15 protein-coding genes are annotated in these 18,199 nt (G+C 32.7%); 8 read left to right on the plus strand and 7 right to left on the minus strand.

Features of this window, described 5'->3' with window-relative positions:
• Both Q0409_RS10395 and Q0409_RS08105 read left to right on the plus strand, forming a co-directional pair.
• Positions 1–148, plus strand: a 148-nt coding sequence (locus tag Q0409_RS10395) for a DUF5688 family protein (RefSeq protein ID WP_366940103.1), incomplete at its 5' end; no start/stop codon positions are given.
• A complete protein-coding gene (locus Q0409_RS08105) occupies positions 148–798 on the plus strand; it encodes an HAD-IC family P-type ATPase (RefSeq protein WP_298536879.1) in 651 nt (216 codons plus the stop codon). The genes Q0409_RS10395 and Q0409_RS08105, both read left to right, overlap by 1 nt.
• A gap of 103 nt (positions 799–901) precedes the next feature.
• Here the strand turns inward: Q0409_RS08105 and Q0409_RS08110 are convergent, their stop codons facing one another.
• Together Q0409_RS08110 and Q0409_RS08115 are read right to left on the minus strand one after the other, a co-directional pair.
• Positions 902–1,468 carry a sugar O-acetyltransferase gene (locus Q0409_RS08110; RefSeq protein ID WP_298536881.1) on the minus strand — a complete coding sequence of 189 codons (567 nt, stop codon included), beginning with the start codon at positions 1,466–1,468 and terminating at the stop codon, positions 902–904.
• A 66-nt stretch (positions 1,469–1,534) separates the two neighbouring features.
• Positions 1,535–1,957 (minus strand): hypothetical protein, encoded by a 423-nt coding sequence (locus Q0409_RS08115; RefSeq protein WP_298536884.1) that lies wholly within the window; start codon positions 1,955–1,957, stop codon positions 1,535–1,537.
• 478 nt (positions 1,958–2,435) lie between these two features.
• Here Q0409_RS08115 and Q0409_RS08120 point away from each other — a divergent pair, with 478 nt between their 5' ends.
• Entirely contained in the window at positions 2,436–7,406 is a 4,971-nt protein-coding gene (locus tag Q0409_RS08120) for an NEW3 domain-containing protein (protein ID WP_298536887.1), read from the plus strand.
• A gap of 213 nt (positions 7,407–7,619) precedes the next feature.
• The gene (locus tag Q0409_RS08125; protein ID WP_298536890.1) at positions 7,620–8,570 is read left to right on the plus strand and encodes a bile acid:sodium symporter family protein; all 951 of its coding nucleotides are present in this window, start codon (positions 7,620–7,622) and stop codon (positions 8,568–8,570) included.
• Between the two features lie 86 nt (positions 8,571–8,656).
• Here the strand turns inward: Q0409_RS08125 and Q0409_RS08130 are convergent, their stop codons facing one another.
• A complete protein-coding gene (locus Q0409_RS08130) occupies positions 8,657–9,193 on the minus strand; it encodes a YgjV family protein (RefSeq protein ID WP_298536893.1) in 537 nt (178 codons plus the stop codon).
• A gap of 228 nt (positions 9,194–9,421) precedes the next feature.
• Here Q0409_RS08130 and Q0409_RS08135 point away from each other — a divergent pair, with 228 nt between their 5' ends.
• Positions 9,422–10,255 carry a PfkB family carbohydrate kinase gene (locus tag Q0409_RS08135; RefSeq protein WP_298536895.1) on the plus strand — a complete coding sequence of 278 codons (834 nt, stop codon included), beginning with the start codon at positions 9,422–9,424 and terminating at the stop codon, positions 10,253–10,255.
• Between the two features lie 193 nt (positions 10,256–10,448).
• Here the strand turns inward: Q0409_RS08135 and Q0409_RS08140 are convergent, their stop codons facing one another.
• The 4 genes from Q0409_RS08140 to Q0409_RS08155 form a co-directional block, all read right to left on the minus strand.
• Positions 10,449–11,906 carry an NAD(P)/FAD-dependent oxidoreductase gene (locus Q0409_RS08140; protein ID WP_298536898.1) on the minus strand — a complete coding sequence of 486 codons (1,458 nt, stop codon included), beginning with the start codon at positions 11,904–11,906 and terminating at the stop codon, positions 10,449–10,451.
• Between the two features lie 203 nt (positions 11,907–12,109).
• Positions 12,110–13,774, minus strand: coding sequence for an AMP-binding protein (locus tag Q0409_RS08145; protein WP_298536901.1), 1,665 nt, complete (start codon positions 13,772–13,774; stop codon positions 12,110–12,112).
• Between the two features lie 101 nt (positions 13,775–13,875).
• On the minus strand, positions 13,876–14,445 hold the full coding sequence (locus Q0409_RS08150) for a helix-turn-helix domain-containing protein (RefSeq protein ID WP_298536903.1): 570 nt from the start codon (positions 14,443–14,445) through the stop codon (positions 13,876–13,878).
• Between the two features lie 181 nt (positions 14,446–14,626).
• Positions 14,627–15,034: a hypothetical protein gene (locus tag Q0409_RS08155; protein ID WP_298536906.1), complete on the minus strand. Its 408-nt coding sequence runs from the start codon at positions 15,032–15,034 to the stop codon at positions 14,627–14,629.
• Between the two features lie 575 nt (positions 15,035–15,609).
• Between Q0409_RS08155 and Q0409_RS08160 the strand changes: the two genes are divergently transcribed.
• The 3 genes from Q0409_RS08160 to Q0409_RS08170 form a co-directional block, all read left to right on the plus strand.
• Positions 15,610–16,821, plus strand: coding sequence for an ammonium transporter (locus tag Q0409_RS08160; RefSeq protein ID WP_298536909.1), 1,212 nt, complete (start codon positions 15,610–15,612; stop codon positions 16,819–16,821).
• A 26-nt stretch (positions 16,822–16,847) separates the two neighbouring features.
• A complete protein-coding gene (locus tag Q0409_RS08165; protein ID WP_298536912.1) occupies positions 16,848–17,186 on the plus strand; it encodes a P-II family nitrogen regulator in 339 nt (112 codons plus the stop codon).
• Positions 17,187–17,454: 268 nt separating this feature from the next.
• A partial coding sequence (locus tag Q0409_RS08170) for an adenosylcobinamide amidohydrolase (RefSeq protein WP_298536915.1) occupies positions 17,455–18,199 on the plus strand: 745 nt, incomplete at its 3' end.

Genomic DNA, 18,199 nt, shown 5'->3' on the forward strand with positions numbered 1-18,199 from the left:
TGTACCTGCTAATGAAGAGGTTGATGAACAGTCATTATTGTCACTTGTAAGAGAAGTTAATGAAAATAATGTTACCGAAGAAGAATGGCTTTCAGACAATATCTATAAGTATTCACGTAATGAAAATTGTGTAGAAATGATAAGCTGATGAAGCAGCTTACTATTGATTATGAGCCTTGCTATGCAACAGGAACTTTGGTACACGTGGCGGTAGACGGAATTTATGCAGGGCATATGGTGATTTCTGACGTTATCAAAGAAAATGCCAAAACGGCAATTGCTGCATTAAAAGAAACAGGTATTAAAAAGACAATTATGCTTACCGGTGACAATAAGATGGCTGCAAATAAGGTTGCAAATGAAATAGGTCTCGACTATGTCTATTCCGACCTTTTACCGGAGGATAAGTTGAATATTGTTGACACTATCCGTAACAAGTTCGGTGATGTTGCTATGGTTGGTGATGGTATCAACGATGCGCCCGCATTGGCACGTGCAAATATTGGTATTGCAATGGGTGCAGCAGGTTCAGATGTAGCTATTGAAACTGCTGATGTGGCTCTAATGCAGGATGATATCAGCAAGTTGCCTTACCTATTCAGTTTAAGCCAAAAGACAATGAATATTATTAAACAAAACATTTCACTATCCATTTTCGTAAAGGCTCTCTTTGTAATCCTTGCAATATTAGGATTAATTACATTGATGATGTCTGTTGGTATAGGTGACTTGGGTTTAACTTTAGTGGTTATATTAAATTCATTTAGAATTGCTAGAGTGAAAGATCCTTTATTCTAGAAAAAAAGTTTTGGTTAAGGTCAAACCTTAACCTATTTTTTATTTTTATATTTTTCCTTTTTTTAAATCATTTTTTAAATCATTTTTTTTATTATTTTTTTAATCAATCAATATCATTTTCCAATTTTTTAACAACTCTCGCAGGAACTCCAAGTGCAAGGGAATTGTCAGGAATGTCTTTGCTGACCACTGCACCAGCACCAACAACCACATTATTTCCAATGGTCACTCCAGGAAGAATTGTCACATTGGCACCTATCCATACATCATTTCCAATTCTGATTTCAGATGCCTGTGCCAAATGGTCTCGTCTTTTTTTAGGGGATAATGGATGGCCAACTGTTGTTATAGTGGTATTTGGACCTATCATTACATTATCTCCAATGTAGACTTCTTTGATGTCAAGTATTGTCAAGTTGAAGTTTCCAGTAAAATTGTTGCCGATGAAAATGTTTTTTCCGTTATCAAAGCAGAATCGCTTTGCAATCCATACCTTTTCACCAACAGAACCTAAAATCTCGGATAATACCTCATGCTGTTTGTCCAAATCATCTTCTGCGAGAGAATTAAATAGGTTTGCATTTTCTATGGCATGCAACTTCATCATTGAAATATCTGCATCGTCATAACAATATTCCAATCCAGCTTGCATTTTCTCAATTTCTTTCATTGATTAATCCCCGTATTATTGGCTAATTTCTTATTTTTTATAATTTTTTTTATAGGATTATGTTCTCTAATCAATCAGATTATCTATTTTTTCAAAAAGTTCATGATAGTTTTCATAAAGATTCTTGAATTCCTCATCGTTTTTAGACATTATAGCTATTTTAATCTGTTTATCATTTTTAGAGAATTCAACTTGTTCAGATTTATTGTCTTCAAATGTATGAATGATCATTGTTCTGATTTCATTGTATTTGTCTTCAGTTAAATTGTACATTCTGCTATGATTTAATATATTCATTGCATGAATAAGTCCCTTTTCTCCATTATCAAGACAGGAAGAGAGTCTGATTTTGGTATTCATATAATAAGGGGCTTCTAATTTGTCTCTACGAAGCACAATTGAAATTCTAGATATCACATGATCATCATTGACGTTTTCATTTAGGAATTTAATCAATTGGAACTGTTTTATATTTGCATTATCATTCATGAAAGTCATGGTAATATATTATTTTTAAAAATATTTAAGTTTACTTAGTTTTATACGGATTTTAATCATTTTTTCACACCTATTTTTTAAATTTTAATAATTTTTTGATATTTCAATTACTTTCAAATTTTTATCTTAACTCCTTTAATGAATAATATTCAGAATTTTTTTTTAATATAATAAAAAATTTTTTAACTTACTTATTAATATAAACTGTTAACTTATTTAGTATATTATATTTATTTGTTCAAATAATGCAAAAACTTTATAAGGTTAAATATATAATATATAATTTAGATGTGATGTAATGCTGAAATTTTCACATTTTTCATAAAAATGTTTAAGTTTTGGTAGGGGTGTTTATTATTGGATGAAAAATATTAATTTTTCATAAATTATTTTGATAAATGTTCAATAGCATATGATTGAATTCACATATGTTATTTTCTCACATCGTAATTGTTTGGAGAAAAAATTTATGAAACTATTTGATAAGAGAAACATTGTATTAATTATGTCCATATTCCTCTTACTTTTGATGGTTTCTTCTGTCAGCGCAGCTGATGTAAGTGAAGATGCTGTTATAGGTAATGATGCGGCTATTGATACAATTACATCAACTGATATGGATTCTGGAAGTATCGATGATGTGATATCTGCAGAAGTCAGTGATAATCCTAAAGCGAATCCTAGTGATTCTAATGAGTCATTATCCGGCGATATAGTTGCAGATGCTTCCAGTAATAATGATAATATTAATCAAAATTCTGTTGATGACTCTTCTCAAGACGTTTTAAAAGCTAGTTCAGACAACGAAGTGCTTGGTGTAACTTTTGATCAGACAATCACTGTTGGTACTGGTGGAGATTATGCTACACTACAACAAGCAATCAATTCTAATAGGGTGTATTATCATAATGGAAATACAGAAATTGTTATACTTGATGGAACTTATAGTGATCAAGGATTTTATAATGTAGCTGTGAATAAAGCTTATGATAATTCTATTCTGATGATTCGTGCACAAAATCCTGGCAAGGTTACTCTTGACGGTCTTCATATTCACCGTTTATTGACTATCAATACTCCAAATGTCATGATTGAAGGTATCAACTTTATCAATGCAAATGCCTCTAGTAATTCTAATAATGGTGGTGTTTGTATTTCTATTGGTGCCGAAGCAAACCATATTTCAATTGATAAGTGTAATTTCACTAACAATGGTAAGTCTGGTACTTACGGTGGGGCTATTCGTGTAAACGGAAATAATTATGCCCGTACTCATGATATTAATGTTACTAACTGTTATTTCGAAAACAACACTGCTGATGTAGGTGGAGGAATCCGTTCTGAACAAGGAACCTATGGTATTCATGTTGTAAATTGTACTGCTGTTCACAACTATGGTGCAATACATGGTGGTTTTGCATGTTTATTCGGTGATGACACTACAATAGAAAACTGTACCTTTGAAGATAACTATGCTCCTTCTTCTGGAGCTGTGCACTGTCACTCCGGAAATGTGACTGTCAAAAACTGTACTTTTGTTAACAACTCCGCTATTGGTGGAGGAAATAACGCTACTAATGGATATGCTGGTGCTTTAGGATTAGTATATACTGGTAGCCCTGGTGTAACAGTTATTGACTCACACTTCTACAACAACACTGCTGTAAATGACGGTGGTGCTGTTCAAGTTATGGGTACTGGTAGAGACGCTAAAATCCTCAATTCTGACTTTGAAAACAACACTGCTGCTTATGGTGGTGCAATCAGTATCAAAGGTAGCAACACTCAAGTTACCGGTTCAACTTTCAACAATAACAACGCTACTACTACTAACACTTCTATAGGTGGTGGAGCTGTCTATATTCAAGGAAGTGGAACTAACATCACTGATTCTACTTTTGCAAACAACACTGCTGCTGAAGAAGGTGGTGCTATATTTGTAAAAGGTAATAACTCTAGAATTGTTGATTCTACTTTAGCAGATAACATTGCTGGAGACGACGGTGGTGCTGTTTACTGGGAAGGTAACAATGGTGTTGTGGATAAAGTCATCTGTACCAACAATACAGGTACAAGTACTGGTGGTAATTCCCAAGGTGGAGCTATGATTGTTACTGGTAACAATCTTAAAATTAGCAATTCCACTTTTACTTCAGATACTGTTGTAAACAGTCCTACTTCTCGTGGTGGTGCATTATTTATTACTGGTACTAATACTGTAATTGCTGATAGTAATTTCACTGACTGTAACGCTAGCCAATATGGTGGTGCTGTTCAAGTTATCGGTAACCATACTAACATTACCAACTGTAACTTTGAAGAGAATAATGCGCTTCCTGATGAAGATAAGATCGATGATGGTTTAGGTGGTGCTGTTTACATCCAAGGTACTGACTGTCATGTGACTGATTCTAACTTCACTCACAACACTGCTCGTAACGGTTCTGCAATCTATGTAAATCCTAATGGAACTGGAATCAATTATATCAATGGCTGTGATTTCTTTGAAAACCAAGCTTGGGTATACTGGTTACCAATCCTTTATGATAACGAAACACATAAGATTGAAACCAACTTAACTGGTGGAAACAACATCATAAACGCTATCTATAACAATGGTACTAGACAACAGCTTAGGATTAATGGAACTGTTCCTGAAGAGGGATGGGAAAATTCCCAAGGTGGAACTGTACCTTACCAAGATGACCTTGAAGCGGACCAAGAAATTATCATTACAGTATTTGATAGGGAAGGAAATATAGTATTCAATGAAACCAGAAAAACCAATTTATCCGGTACTGTTTCAGTGGATATTCCTTCTGATACAAGCTCTTGGTACCTTATCAACATGACTCACACTGAAGACCCTTACTACAAACACATTACAAACCTTACTGCGATTAACATTAATCCAGGAATCACTGTAAGTAATGTAACCATGTACGAAGGAAATGAGTCTGCTCAAGAGATTACCATTAATTTATTAGATAGTTCTGGTAAGCCTATTGATAACGCTACCATTAATGTTACTGTGATTGTTGATGGTCAAGCAATTCCTATCGGATCTGGACTTACTGACAAGAATGGTGTTTTACAGATTAGTGAAAATACTGTATTCAAAACTTTAGAACCTGGAACTTACACAATTCAAGCAACTTACTCTTACTTGTATTGGAATTCAACTACTGGTAGAAATGAAACTAAGACTTTAGTAGGCAATGGTACCTTAAAAGTACTCCCATACGAATGGGACCTTACTAAAACCATTGTTTCAGTTAACGGTAAACCTTATACTGAAGGTATGGAAATTCACGTATATGATAACATTACCTTCAATATAACCGTTACTAACCTTGTTGATGCAGATATTACTTCCGTCAAGATCACTGACGTGAACACTGACAATTTAACCTATGTATCCACTGAAAGTGGATCTCCATGGAGTCTTGTTGGTGATAACGTATGGTCTTTAGCTAATTTACCTGCAAAAGGAGAATCAAGCTTAATTGTTACATTCTTGATTACCAATAATGGTACTTCCATCAATGTAGCAAACGCTTCTATCTTCGATGGTAAAGAAAACAAATCTGCGAATGTAAGTTTCTCTGCTGTTGATTTGGTTATCTTAGATATTACTAAGACTGCTAACCCAGCTGAAGTTTATGTTAATGATACTGTTAACTTTACCATTACTGTAACTAACAACGGTCAATCCATTGCTACTAATGCTAATATTTCTGATGTTTTGGCTGATGTGTTTGAGTTTGTATCTTGTAGTGAAGGCGGTAGTTATAATGACCAAACCCGTAATGTGACCTGGACTGGATTAACCATTAATTCTAAACAGACTGTTACTGTTTGGGTTGTTGTGAGAGTTCTTGAGAATGGTACTTTCAATAACACTGCTGCTGTTGTTTCTGATCAGAATAAGACTGAAACCAATAACAGTACTAACATTACCGTTAGAAATGTTGTTTTAGACATTACTAAGACTGCTAACCCAACTGAAGTTTACGTCAATGATACTGTTAACTTCACTATTACTGTTACTAATAATGGTGATGGTAATGCTACTAATGCTAATATTTCTGATGTCTTAGACCCAGCATTTAAATATGTTTCCGGCGCTGACAGTTATAATGAAGATAACCGTACTGCAACTTGGAATATTGGTCAGATTGATGCTAATGGCGGAACTGCTACTGTTACTGTTGTTGTTACTGTTTTAACTAATGGTACTTTCAATAACACTGCAGTTGTAGTTTGTGATCAGAATAAGACTGAAACCAATAACAGTACTAACGTTACTGTAAAACCTTTAGTATGTTTAGAAATTACTAAAGATGTGAACGAAACTGTTGTTGTCATTGGCGACGAAGTTGAATTTACTATCACTGTAACTAATAATGGTAAATCCAATGCTACTAATGTAAATGTTACTGATGTGCTTCCTGAAGGTTTCACAGCTTCATTCCCAGGTGAAGAAATCATTGATCTTCTTGAACCAGGTAATTCAACTACTGTCAAAATCACTGCTGTTGCAGTTAAAGCTGGTGATTGGATTAACAATGCTTCCGCAACTTGTACTGAAAACGAAACTGTTGTAAACGCTTCAGCACCTGTTGTTACTGTAAACAGATTAAGCATTACCATCGTTGTTGGTAATTATACCACTACTCCTGGTACTACTGTTCCTGTGGAAATTACTGTTGTTGATCAAAGAGGTAACCCTGTAACTATTAACCTTACTGTTGTAGTTACTGGTCCTGTTGACAATAGTACTTTACCTGAACATGAAGGTAAATTAGTATTTACCTTTACTACTGATTTAGGAGCAGATGGTGACCAAGTAGAAATCAAAGATGGACAAGGTACTTACGAGTACACTGTTCCTGATTCTGCTAAAGATGGTGAATCTTTCGTAGTTACTGCAAGTTCTAAACAGAATGATCAATATGAAGCTGCAGAAGGTACTGGTTACATTGATGTAATTCAATACAATACTACCACTACCATTTCTGATGCTAGCGGTAAACCTGGTGAAACTGTAACTTTAGATGTTGAAGTTACTACTGAAGATGGAACTCCATTTAATGGTGATGTTGTAATTACTTGCCCTGATGGTAAGAAAGTAACTGTTACTATTAAAGACGGTAAAGGTCAATTCGATTGGACTATTCCTAAAGATGCTAAAGAAGGCGATGAATTTACTTTCACCGCTACTTTCGAAGGTAATTCCACTTACCTCGCTTCTAGCGGAAATGGTACTGTAAGTGTTTATGAGGATGTACCTCCTGAAGAACCTGTACCTGAAGAACCTGAAGAACCTGTACCTGTAGTTACTCCAGCTAAAATGTTAAACACTGGTAACCCATTAGTTGCTTTATTAGCAGCATTCGTCTTAATCGGATTAGGTTTAAAACGTAGAGAAGAAGAATAAACAGTTTTTAGGAGATTTATAATCTCCTTTCTTTTATTTTTTTAAAATTTAACCTTTTTTTCTTTTTTTATATTTTTTACAATTCTTGTTTTTTAATCATACAATACTTAGTTCGTATTATATGAAATTATTTTTAAATATTTATAAATTAAATTATTTTTAGCAATGTTGCAATCTAAAGATTTATTAATGGATTTAACAAATATTAATTTTATGAAAAGATTTTTTAAATTAGTTGAGAAATATTTCTTTATAATTATTCTAATTGCTGTATTTATTGCCATAATTATTCCAAATTCATTCAATTGGGTTATGGAAGAGTTTATGGGAGTAAATATAATAAATGTTCTATTAGGAATCATTCTCTTTGGAATGGGTACAACATTAAAAATAGATCACTTTGTAAATGTATTCAAAAGGCCTAAAGAGATCTTAATTGGAGTCAGTGCCCAATATTTGCTGATGCCTCTTATAGCATTTGCAATTGCAAGTCTCTTTCACTTGAATGAAGCATTGACTGTAGGGCTTGTCCTTGTTGGAACAGTTCCCGGTGGAACAGCATCAGATGTAATTACATTCCTTGCAAAGGGTGATGTGGCGCTTTCAGTATCCCTTACTGCAGTATCCACTGTAATTTCACCTATATTAACTCCAATTATCACATTAATTCTAATTGGAAATACAATAGCATTCAATCCTGTTGATATGTTCATTTCAATTGTGCAGATTGTAATTATTCCAATAGCTTTAGGATTGTTCCTCAATTATAAGTTCCCAGATTTTTGTGAGGAATTGAAGGATTATCTACCAGCATTGTCTTCTGTTGTGATAGCAATTATCGTTGCTGGTGTGATTGGTGTAAACAAGGAAGCAATTATCAGTTCATCCCTTGTAATAATTGCAGTGATTGTTTTGCAATATTTCATAGCAATGGCTTTAGGATTTATAATAGCTTATATTTCTGGAATGAAAAGAAAGCAGATGGTTACAATTGCAATTGAACTTGCTTTCCAGAACTCTGGTTTATCTACAAGTCTTGCTAAAACACATTTCCCAGCATTGACTTTAGCTACAGTTCCTGGTGCATTGTATTCTGTATGGCAAAACTTTGCAGGATCAATTCTTGCATATGTCTTTACAAAATATTTTAGTAATGAAGAGTAATTGATTTATTATTCTCTTCAGCATTTCTTTTTTTATTAATTATTTTATTTTCTTCTTTTTGCATTACTTTTACATTTAATCATTATTTAAACTATTCTTTCATCTTTTTCTTCTTTAATTAACTTAAATAATGAAATAAATCCAATAATGGCTGTAATCACTTGAGTAAGACATGATACAATATCATAAATACCTATAAAGTAAACTGCATAGATTAAAACATTCACAATAAATGCTACTTTAATCCATTTGATTGTTTTCAAGTAATAATTGCAAATGGTAAGCTGTATGATTCCAATCATAGGCAATAGTCCAATCAAGCCCATTGTATTGATTATTGGACAAATGATTAGGGTAATTATAATGAACATTATTGCTAATTTGGAAGTAAGCTTTTCATTCATAACCAAGTAATTCCTTGCCGCTGCTATGAGCATTGTAAGTATTCCTGTCCATGATAGGAAAAAAGCCGAGGAAACAGTAAGAATAAGCGCTTCAATAACCTGATATTTGTATGCCTCCCTTTTATCATTGACAATGCAACTTAAGATAAGTGCAATTGATGCAAAAAAAGATATTATGTTTCCAATGATGATGTTAAGGGGCAAACTTAAAATATCCATTATATTACCTATTCATTGTATTTATTTTAAAAATTAGTTTTTTATTTATTAATTTTTTTAATTAAATTTAATTTCTTATTTATATTAATTTAATTTCTTATTTATATTAATTTAATTTCTTTTTTATATTAATTAATCTTTCACTAAGTTTATATATTTTTAAAGAGAAAATAATTTTAAATTAAGATATTATTTTTTCTGTTTAAAAAGAAATAAAGATTGATTGCCATGACACTTCTATTAATTGGGCCAGCATGTGAAGATCTAATAATAATTGGGGATAATGAAAGCTCTAAAGTAGGTGGAGCCAGCTTTTTCCAAAGCTTTGTCTATGAAGAGTTTTACAATGATTACTTGGCAATGGTTAATGCTTCAAATGCTGACTTGATTGATGAATTTCCAGATAACTCAAAAGTAAAGCTAATTTTAAAGGATGATACTCATCATTTCATTAATGAATATCCTGATAAGGATAATCTTGATGTAAGAAAGCAATCAACCAACTTTGCAGATATACCTATACTTGCTGATGAGATAAAGAATATTCTTGATGAATGTGAAATTGATGATGGTGATATTGATGCCTTTGTCTTGACACCACTTAATAGCAATGACTTTCCAATTGAAACTTTGGAATTTCTGAAAACTTTTGATGTTCCAATCTATATTTCACTTCAAGGTTTTTTAAGATTCAAGGATGAAAACAATTCGATGGTATTAAAACTATCCGATGACCTAAAATATGTTTTTGATATAAGTGATACAATTTTCATGGATGAAGGTGAATTTGATATCATAAAATGTGGAAAATTTGAAGGTTCAACATTAGTTATCACAAATGGAAGTAAAGGTTCAAGAATTATTGATAGTAATGACACAACTATTAAAATAAATGCAGTTAAATGTAATAATATTGTAGATGCTACTGGATGTGGTGATACTTATATGGCTGCATATATATCAGCAAGGTTAAAAAACAAAACTTTTAAAAATTCTGCAGATTTTGCATCAAAGATAGCAAGTAAAAAATTGGAAAATTTTGGACCTTATAGAAAATCATAAAAAATTTAAAAAAAGTTTTTAGAAAAATTTTTTTTTATTTTAAAAATTGAATTTTAAAAATATTAAATAATTTTAAAAAATAAAAAATAGAAAAAAATTAATTTATAAAAAATTATAAATTTAGAAAAATAATAAATTTATAAAAAAATAAAAAAATTAAAAAATAGAAAAATAGGAAAAAATAAATTCCTATCTAAAATGTATAATGAATGTTGTGCAATTTGTACAAGCATACTGAACTGCTTGAAGGGAATGCATAAATCATATGGTCAAGATCTTCAAGGCTGATTTTTTGATTGATGATAAATGTAAACATATTTGCCACATTTTCAGCATCTGCTGCCATGATTTCTGCACCTACTATTTGAAGGTCCTTATCTACAATTACCTTTGCTTCAGCGGTTCTGTCGTTTTTAAGCTCAAGTGAATAGGATTTTCCGTATTGGATTCTATGCACTTCGTAGTCATCACTCTCTTCAGCTACAAAAGCAGGAACTCCAACTGTTGCTATTCTTGGAATTGTATAAGCAACTGCAGGAACTACAGGATAGACTATTTTTTCGGGATTTTCCTCCAATAATGCCTTTCCAAGGTATTTTGATTGATGGATTGCAACTGTTACAAGCTTAGCAATTCCACTATCTGCTACATCACCGCATGCATAGATATTAGGAACATCAGTTTGGAGGTATTCATTTACCTTAATTCCTCTTTTTGTATATGTCAAGCCTACATTCTCAAGACCAATGTCCTCCACATTTGCCTCTCTACCCATAGCTGCAATGACATAGTCTCCTGTTAAGCTTAATCCGCTTTCACAGTTTACTGTAAATGCATTCTCATAAGCCTTATTGTCTATTTTAGCATCAGGATCTCTTAATTTGTCATCAGTATTCAATGCATTTTCAAGATTAAGAACTCTTTCTTCAGGATTATCGATTGCAACATTATCGTCTTTAATGATTTCTGTTACTGTTTCATTGAAGTGGAATCTGATGTTTTTCTCTTTAAGTATTTCAATTACATGTTGAACATATGGCTGGTGGAAGTATTTCAATGCCATATCTCCTCTGATGATTACATCCGCTTCAAGGCCTGCTTCTGCAAGGATTGATGCAAATTCCATTCCTACAAATCCCGCTCCTATGATTATTGCATGCTTTGGAAGCTCATCAATGTCTAAAAAGTCAGTGCTGTCATGTAGGTATTCCTTTCCAGGAATGTCTGGAATTACAGGTTTTAAACCGGTACAAATGACTATTTTCTCTGTGGTGAATTTCTCTTCTCCAACTTGAACTGTATGCTCATCAATGATTATTCCTTTTCCATGAGCCACATCGAGGTCATATTCCTTGAATTTTCCATCAAGGAAAGGAGCCATATTTGCAATTCTCTTACGTTTCAATTCCATCAATGCAGTCCAGTCAACATCGAAATCTCCGGATTTTCCACAACCTTCGAAGTTGTCTGCCAATGCCTTTATTTCATATGGTGCATCAAGAAGGGCTTTTGAGTTGCAACCTCTGTTTGCACATGTTCCTCCATATAGGCTTTCTTCAACGATTAATATTTTAAGGCCTGCTTTTCTTAAGAAACGACCTCCTTGCCATGCAGCATTTCCACTTCCAATATATATTACATCATAATCCATAATATCATCTGTTATTTTAAAATTAGTTAAGTATTTGTTAGATATAGTATAAATTATTATCCTTAAAAATAATTGAGAATAATTAATTGAACTTTAAAAAATAGTTAAAATAGAAAAGATAGGAAATTTAAAAAAAGTTAATTTATTTTAAATAATTTAATTATTAAATAATAGAAAAAATAAAAAAAGTAAATTGAGAAGAATTATAATTCTCCTCTTTCCCTTCTCTCATCGAGAAGTTTTAAACCGATTTCTCCTAACTTGTATTTTTGGATTTTACCACTTGTGGTAAGTGGGAACTCATCTACAAAGAATACATATTTAGGAACTTTATACCTTGCAATGCTTCCGATACAGAAGTCTCTTATGTCTGCTTCGGTAACATCATCATATCCCGGTTCCTTGATAATGAATGCACCAACGATTTCACCGTACTTTTCATCAGGAATACCTGCTACCTGCACGTCACGAACACATTCATGAGTAAATAAGTATTCTTCGATTTCCCTTGGATAAATGTTTTCTCCACCACGGATGATCATGTCCTTGATTCTTCCTACAATGGAGTAATATCCTTCTTCATCCACTGTAGCTAAGTCTCCAGAGTGTAGCCATCCATCAGGTTCAATGGTTTCGGCGGTTTTTTCAGGCATATTGTAGTAACCTTTCATTACATTGAAACCTCTGCACATGATCTCACCAGTTTCACCAGGGCCAAGTTCCTCACCGGTTTCAGGATCTACAATCTTAACTTCAATATTAGGGAATTTCCTTCCTACAGTATTGATCTTTTTCTCAAATGAATCAGCTGCATTGGTTTGAGTAAAACCAGGTCCTGCTTCTGTAAGGCCGTATACACTGGTAATCTCTTTCATGTTCATCTTATTGATTGCATCCTTCATGGTTTCAACAGGGCAAGTTGAACCTGCCATGATACCAGTTCTTAATGAAGACATGTCAAACATATCAAACATAGGGTGGTTCATCATACCAATGAACATGGTAGGCACACCATAAATGGAAGTACATTTTTCCTTTTGGATAGAGGAGATAGCAAGAAGGGGGTCATACTCTTCAAGAACGACCATGGTTGAACCATGGGTAATCACTGCCATTACACCTAATACAGTTCCAAAACAGTGGAATAATGGCACTTGTAAGAGAAGTTTGTCCTTTTCAGTATAATTCATATTCTCTCCAATGTAGTAACCATCATTTAGAATGTTACGGCTTGTAAGCATTACACCTTTAGGGAATCCTTCAGTACCGCTTGTATATTGCATATTGATTACATCATTTTGGGTAACTGCATCCTTGATCTTTTGGTATTTTTCATCATCATAGTTCATACCAAGAAGCAATAATTCATTAGTGTTAAACATTCCTCTGTGCTTTTCCTGTCCTACATGAATAATGTACTTTAAGTAAGGGAATTTTTCACTGTTTAAGTTTCCTCTTGCGCTTGTAAGCATTTCAGGAACAAGCTCATGAATGATATCGAAATAACTGGTGTCTCTAAATCCATCAGTCATACCAATAGCTTTCATTTCAGATTGGGCTAATACATATTCAAGTTCATGGGATTGGTAAGCTGTGTTTACAGTTACAATAGCTGCACCGATTTTAGCGCATGCAAACATGAATGTTAACCATTCAGGCACATTCTTAGCCCAAATACCTACACGGTCTCCAGGTTCAATTCCGATTGAGAGCATTCCTTTTGCAAGATTGTCTACTCTTTCATCAAATTCTTTATAAGTAAATCTAAGGTTTCTATCTGGGTAAACGATAAATTCATGGTCTGGTTGCTTTTCAACCATATTTTCGAAGAATTTACCAATAGGAAGTTCAGTAAATAGTTCACTCATATTTTCACCATTTTATAATAATTCATTCAGTTGTTATTTTTTGTTTTCTTAATATTGCTGTTTTTAATTTGCTTTCGTATAAAGGTTAAATCACTAGTGGCTTAATAAGGAGTGTATAAAACAGCTAATATTTTTGCTTTGTCTCCACTGGAGTGTAAATGATGTGGTACAACTGAATCATAGAATATGCTGTCACCTGCAGCTACAGTAAACTTATCCTTACCGTATTCAACTTCAATTTCACCTTCTAATACATAAATGAACTCTTCTCCTTCGTGGGAAGATAATTTATAATCCTTTTCATATGTAATGTCAATTATGTATGGATCGATGTTTCTGTCGATTTTACCTGCACCTAATGAGTGGAATTCTAAATTACTTGCATTAGTCACATCCTCTCTTCCGGAGAAGTATAAAACGTTGTTTGGTTTTCCTCCTCTTACAACAACAGGTCCAAGCTGTGGAGTGTCGTCAAGGAAGGTTCCTACTCTTACTCCAAGGGCTTTTGCCATTTTGGTAAGTGGAGTGAGGGAAGGAATGATTTCACCGTTTTCCATTGCTTGAAGAACTTCTAATTTCACGTCACTTTTTTCTGCAAGTTCTTCAATGCTCATATTTTGTCTTTCTCTAATGCTTTTTACCTTTAAAGCAAATTCTTTGTTTTCTTTCATTTTTTCACCTTTATACCGGATTTTTTAAATTTTGATATTTTTTTTATTTTTAATTTTATAGTTAGTTTAATATAATTAGAATAATTTCATCATATTCTCTTTTAACGAGTAATTTTACATTAAATGATTAAAAAAAGAGATTTAGAAGTTTAATAAATTTAATAAAAAAAGATTTTGGAAGTTATTCGTCATCACCATCATATGTAGAACCAGAACTTGGTCTTGAATCGGAACTATCTCCTCCACCATTTTCATTGCTGTTTGAATTACTGTTCTGATTATTGTTTGTGTTCTGATTATGTTGGTTTTCAGAATCATCAGAATCATCATCTTCTATAGTGGAATTTGAATCAGTTTCATTATCTGTTTCATTAACTTCTACAACTTTTTTTGGCTCATAAGCTGCGTTTATGGTTGCTGGAACAAAATTGTCGTTATCCAATGCAATCATCTTGTCAGTATCATTTATTCCTGGAAAGGATGAACTAACAAAATCCCCTGTAAATGCAGCTGCAAAATTACTCAATCCCAAGGCAAGGACGGCAATAACCAAAAATATGCAGAATTTAGCTTTTCTATCAACTTTCAAATTCTCACCTCTTAGAAGTTTATTTATTAATATATTTATAAATTAATATAATCAAGAAAATAATTTTTCATTAAATGGATATACATTATAAATTTTTTATTTAAATAGTATTTATATATTATGGTAAAATCATCTTTTCTATGCTTATTTCTCTTTTATTCCTTAATTTGCTTAACTTAAAGCATCAAAATCATTTATCCTTGTTAATTATTTCATTTATTTAGTTTATTTCCTTATTTTTGCTTTTAGCAATTTGTTAAGGGGAATATTTATATACTTAAAGAACATATAGTATTATGTCGGAAGTCGGAAGCCGTCTTCCGATAGGAAATAAATAATTTTCATTTTTCAATGAAATTAGTTTATGATTATGATTCAACGGCAAAAACTAATTAAAAATTAATATAATCCTTAAATTTAATCTAAAATTAGTCTAAAACATCAAATTTAATTAATTAGTTTATTGATCAAACTTACTTACTAAATGCTGTTTATTAAAAAATCATTAGAAATCTATATTTAAAATTATTTATTTCCATAATTTTTATTGAATTGATTTATGAGTAAATGATAATATGGTTATGTTAAGTACAGGAGATACTGCATGGGTGCTCATCGCTAGTTTATTGGTTCTTTTAATGAGTATCCCTGGAGTAGCTTTCTTTTATAGTGGTTTAACAAAAAGGAAAAATGTATTGAATACAATGTTTTTAACTTTTATAGCATTTTCCATAGCAAGTGTGATATGGGTAGCTTATGGTTATCCTTTTGCTTTTGGAGATGTAAGTATTAATGGATTGATTTCACAACCAGCACATTTCTTCATGTCTGGAATTGGCATAAATGATTTAACTGGTTCAATTCCAACAATATTGTTTATTGTATTCCAGTTGACTTTTGCAGGGCTTACAGCAGCTCTTGTTTCAGGGGCTATTGTAGGAAGGATGAAAACATCTGCTTGGATGATTTTCATCATCTCATGGGTGAGCTTGGTCTATATCCCTATTGCCCACTGGGTATGGGGTGGAGGATGGCTGATGCAAATGGGGGCATTGGACTTTGCAGGAGGTACTGTTGTGCATATTAACTCTGGAGTCACTGCTTTAGCATTGGCACTTGTCCTTGGAAAAAGGAAAAATCCTTCATTATTGCCACATAATTTAGGTTATTCAGTTTTAGGTGCAGGACTCCTATGGTTTGGATGGATGGGATTCAACGGAGGATCCGCTCTTGCTGCTAATGGACTTGCAGCTTCTGCTATTCTAGTTTCAAATGTTGCTGCAGCAACTGCACTTATCACATGGGTATTGATTGATACAGTGAAAGTGGGAAAACCTACAATGTTAGGTGCTATTACCGGAGGTGTTGCAGGTCTTGTAGCGATTACTCCTGCAGCAGGATTTGTTGATGTTCCAGCAGCAATCATTATAGGATTTGTAACTGCATTTGTATCCTACTATGCTATTTACTATTTGAAATCAAAATTCGGTTACGACGATGCATTGGATGTATTTGGAGTTCATGGTCTCTCAGGTGTATGGGGAGCAATAGCTACCGGTATTTTCGCTTCACCAGCAATCAATGAAGCAGCAGGATTATTATTTGGAAATCCTAACCAACTTACAATACAAATCATAAGTATTATTGTAACAGCGGTTTATGCATTTGTTGTCAGCATAATTCTTGCAAAAATCCTTGATAAGACAATTGGTATCAGAGTTGATGAAAAAGAGGAAATTGGAGGACTTGATGCAAACTTACACAATGAATCTGGATACAGATTATAGGATTAACTTAATGTGGAGTGATATTTATGAAAAGGATAATTGCTGTTATTCGTCAGGAAAAGTTTGAAAGCGTTAAAAAAGCATTGATTGACGCCGGCTGTGAAGGAATGAATGTTTCAGAGGTTAAAGGAAGAGGAAGGCAAATGGGTATCAGGGAATCATACAGAGGTTCCAGTTACTGTATTGATCTCATTCCTAAAACACGTCTAGAACTTGTTGTCAATGATGAGGATTTGGAACGCATTTTGGATGTTATTGTTGAAAGTGCACACACTGGTGAAGTTGGAGACGGAAAGATTTTCGTTTCTGATGTAGCAGAAGTGATTAGAATCAGAACTGGTGAAAGAGGTTCTGATGCTGTTTAACTCAAGCTTTTTGACCTTCGGTCAAAAACCTTACCAAAATTCTTTCCTCAGTTGGGAGTAAATAACTCCCTATTTTTTTTATTTTATATTTTTTTAATTTTCTTTTTTTTATTTTATTTTCATTTTATCTAATTTTTTAATTTTTTACATTTTCAATTTTTTTATATATTTAAATACTATTTTTAATAAATAATTATTTAATTAAGATTTAGAAAATTAAAAAATTATTTAATAAAATATTTCTATTAACTATTTTTTGAGGAATCATATGTCAATTGATGATAAAAATCAGGAATTTGAATTGATAATGAAAACAAGTGATGGTGATGAAATACTAAAGAATTCAGACACGGTTCTTGTTAGATTTGGTCCTAAAAGGAATGGAATAGTCAGTTCTTGGTTAAATGGAGGATACAATGAGGATTTATCTGCTGTTTTCAATCATCAATTGTCTCAAGAAAACATTGATAAGTATGGTGATGGAGGCATATTGGATTTCCTAAATGATCTATCAACCGATTTTTACAATGATTTGGATTTAAGAAGCGATAAGTTAAGCGGTCTCATAACCTCTGCAGACATGAACAGCTATTCAATAGCTTGTGAAAAATACAGGGGTATTGAAGTTATTGCAATTACAACAGCTGGTGCGAGAGTAAATGCTGTCTCTGCAGGAGATATTGCTTCATATTATGAAATCAATGCAGATTATCGTTATGATTTAGAAGAAGATGAGAGCAATGATCAAAATAATAACCAAACTAATAATTTAGATAAACATGATGGTCAAAATATTGATCAAAATGATGGTAAAAATGAACATACACCTGGTGATAATAAACCATCTGAAAATAAAAATTTAGATGGAACTAAACCAAATTCTGAGAAAAAAGATAATCAACAAGAGGATAATAAACAGAATAATGATGATTTAAATGATAAGAGTGATGATCAACAAAATGATCCTAGAAGCCCTTTAAATCAAAATCATAATAATAATTTAAATAATCAAA

This window comes from uncultured Methanobrevibacter sp. (assembly GCF_937898925.1).
Taxonomy (GTDB): Archaea; Methanobacteriota; Methanobacteria; order Methanobacteriales; family Methanobacteriaceae; genus Methanobrevibacter.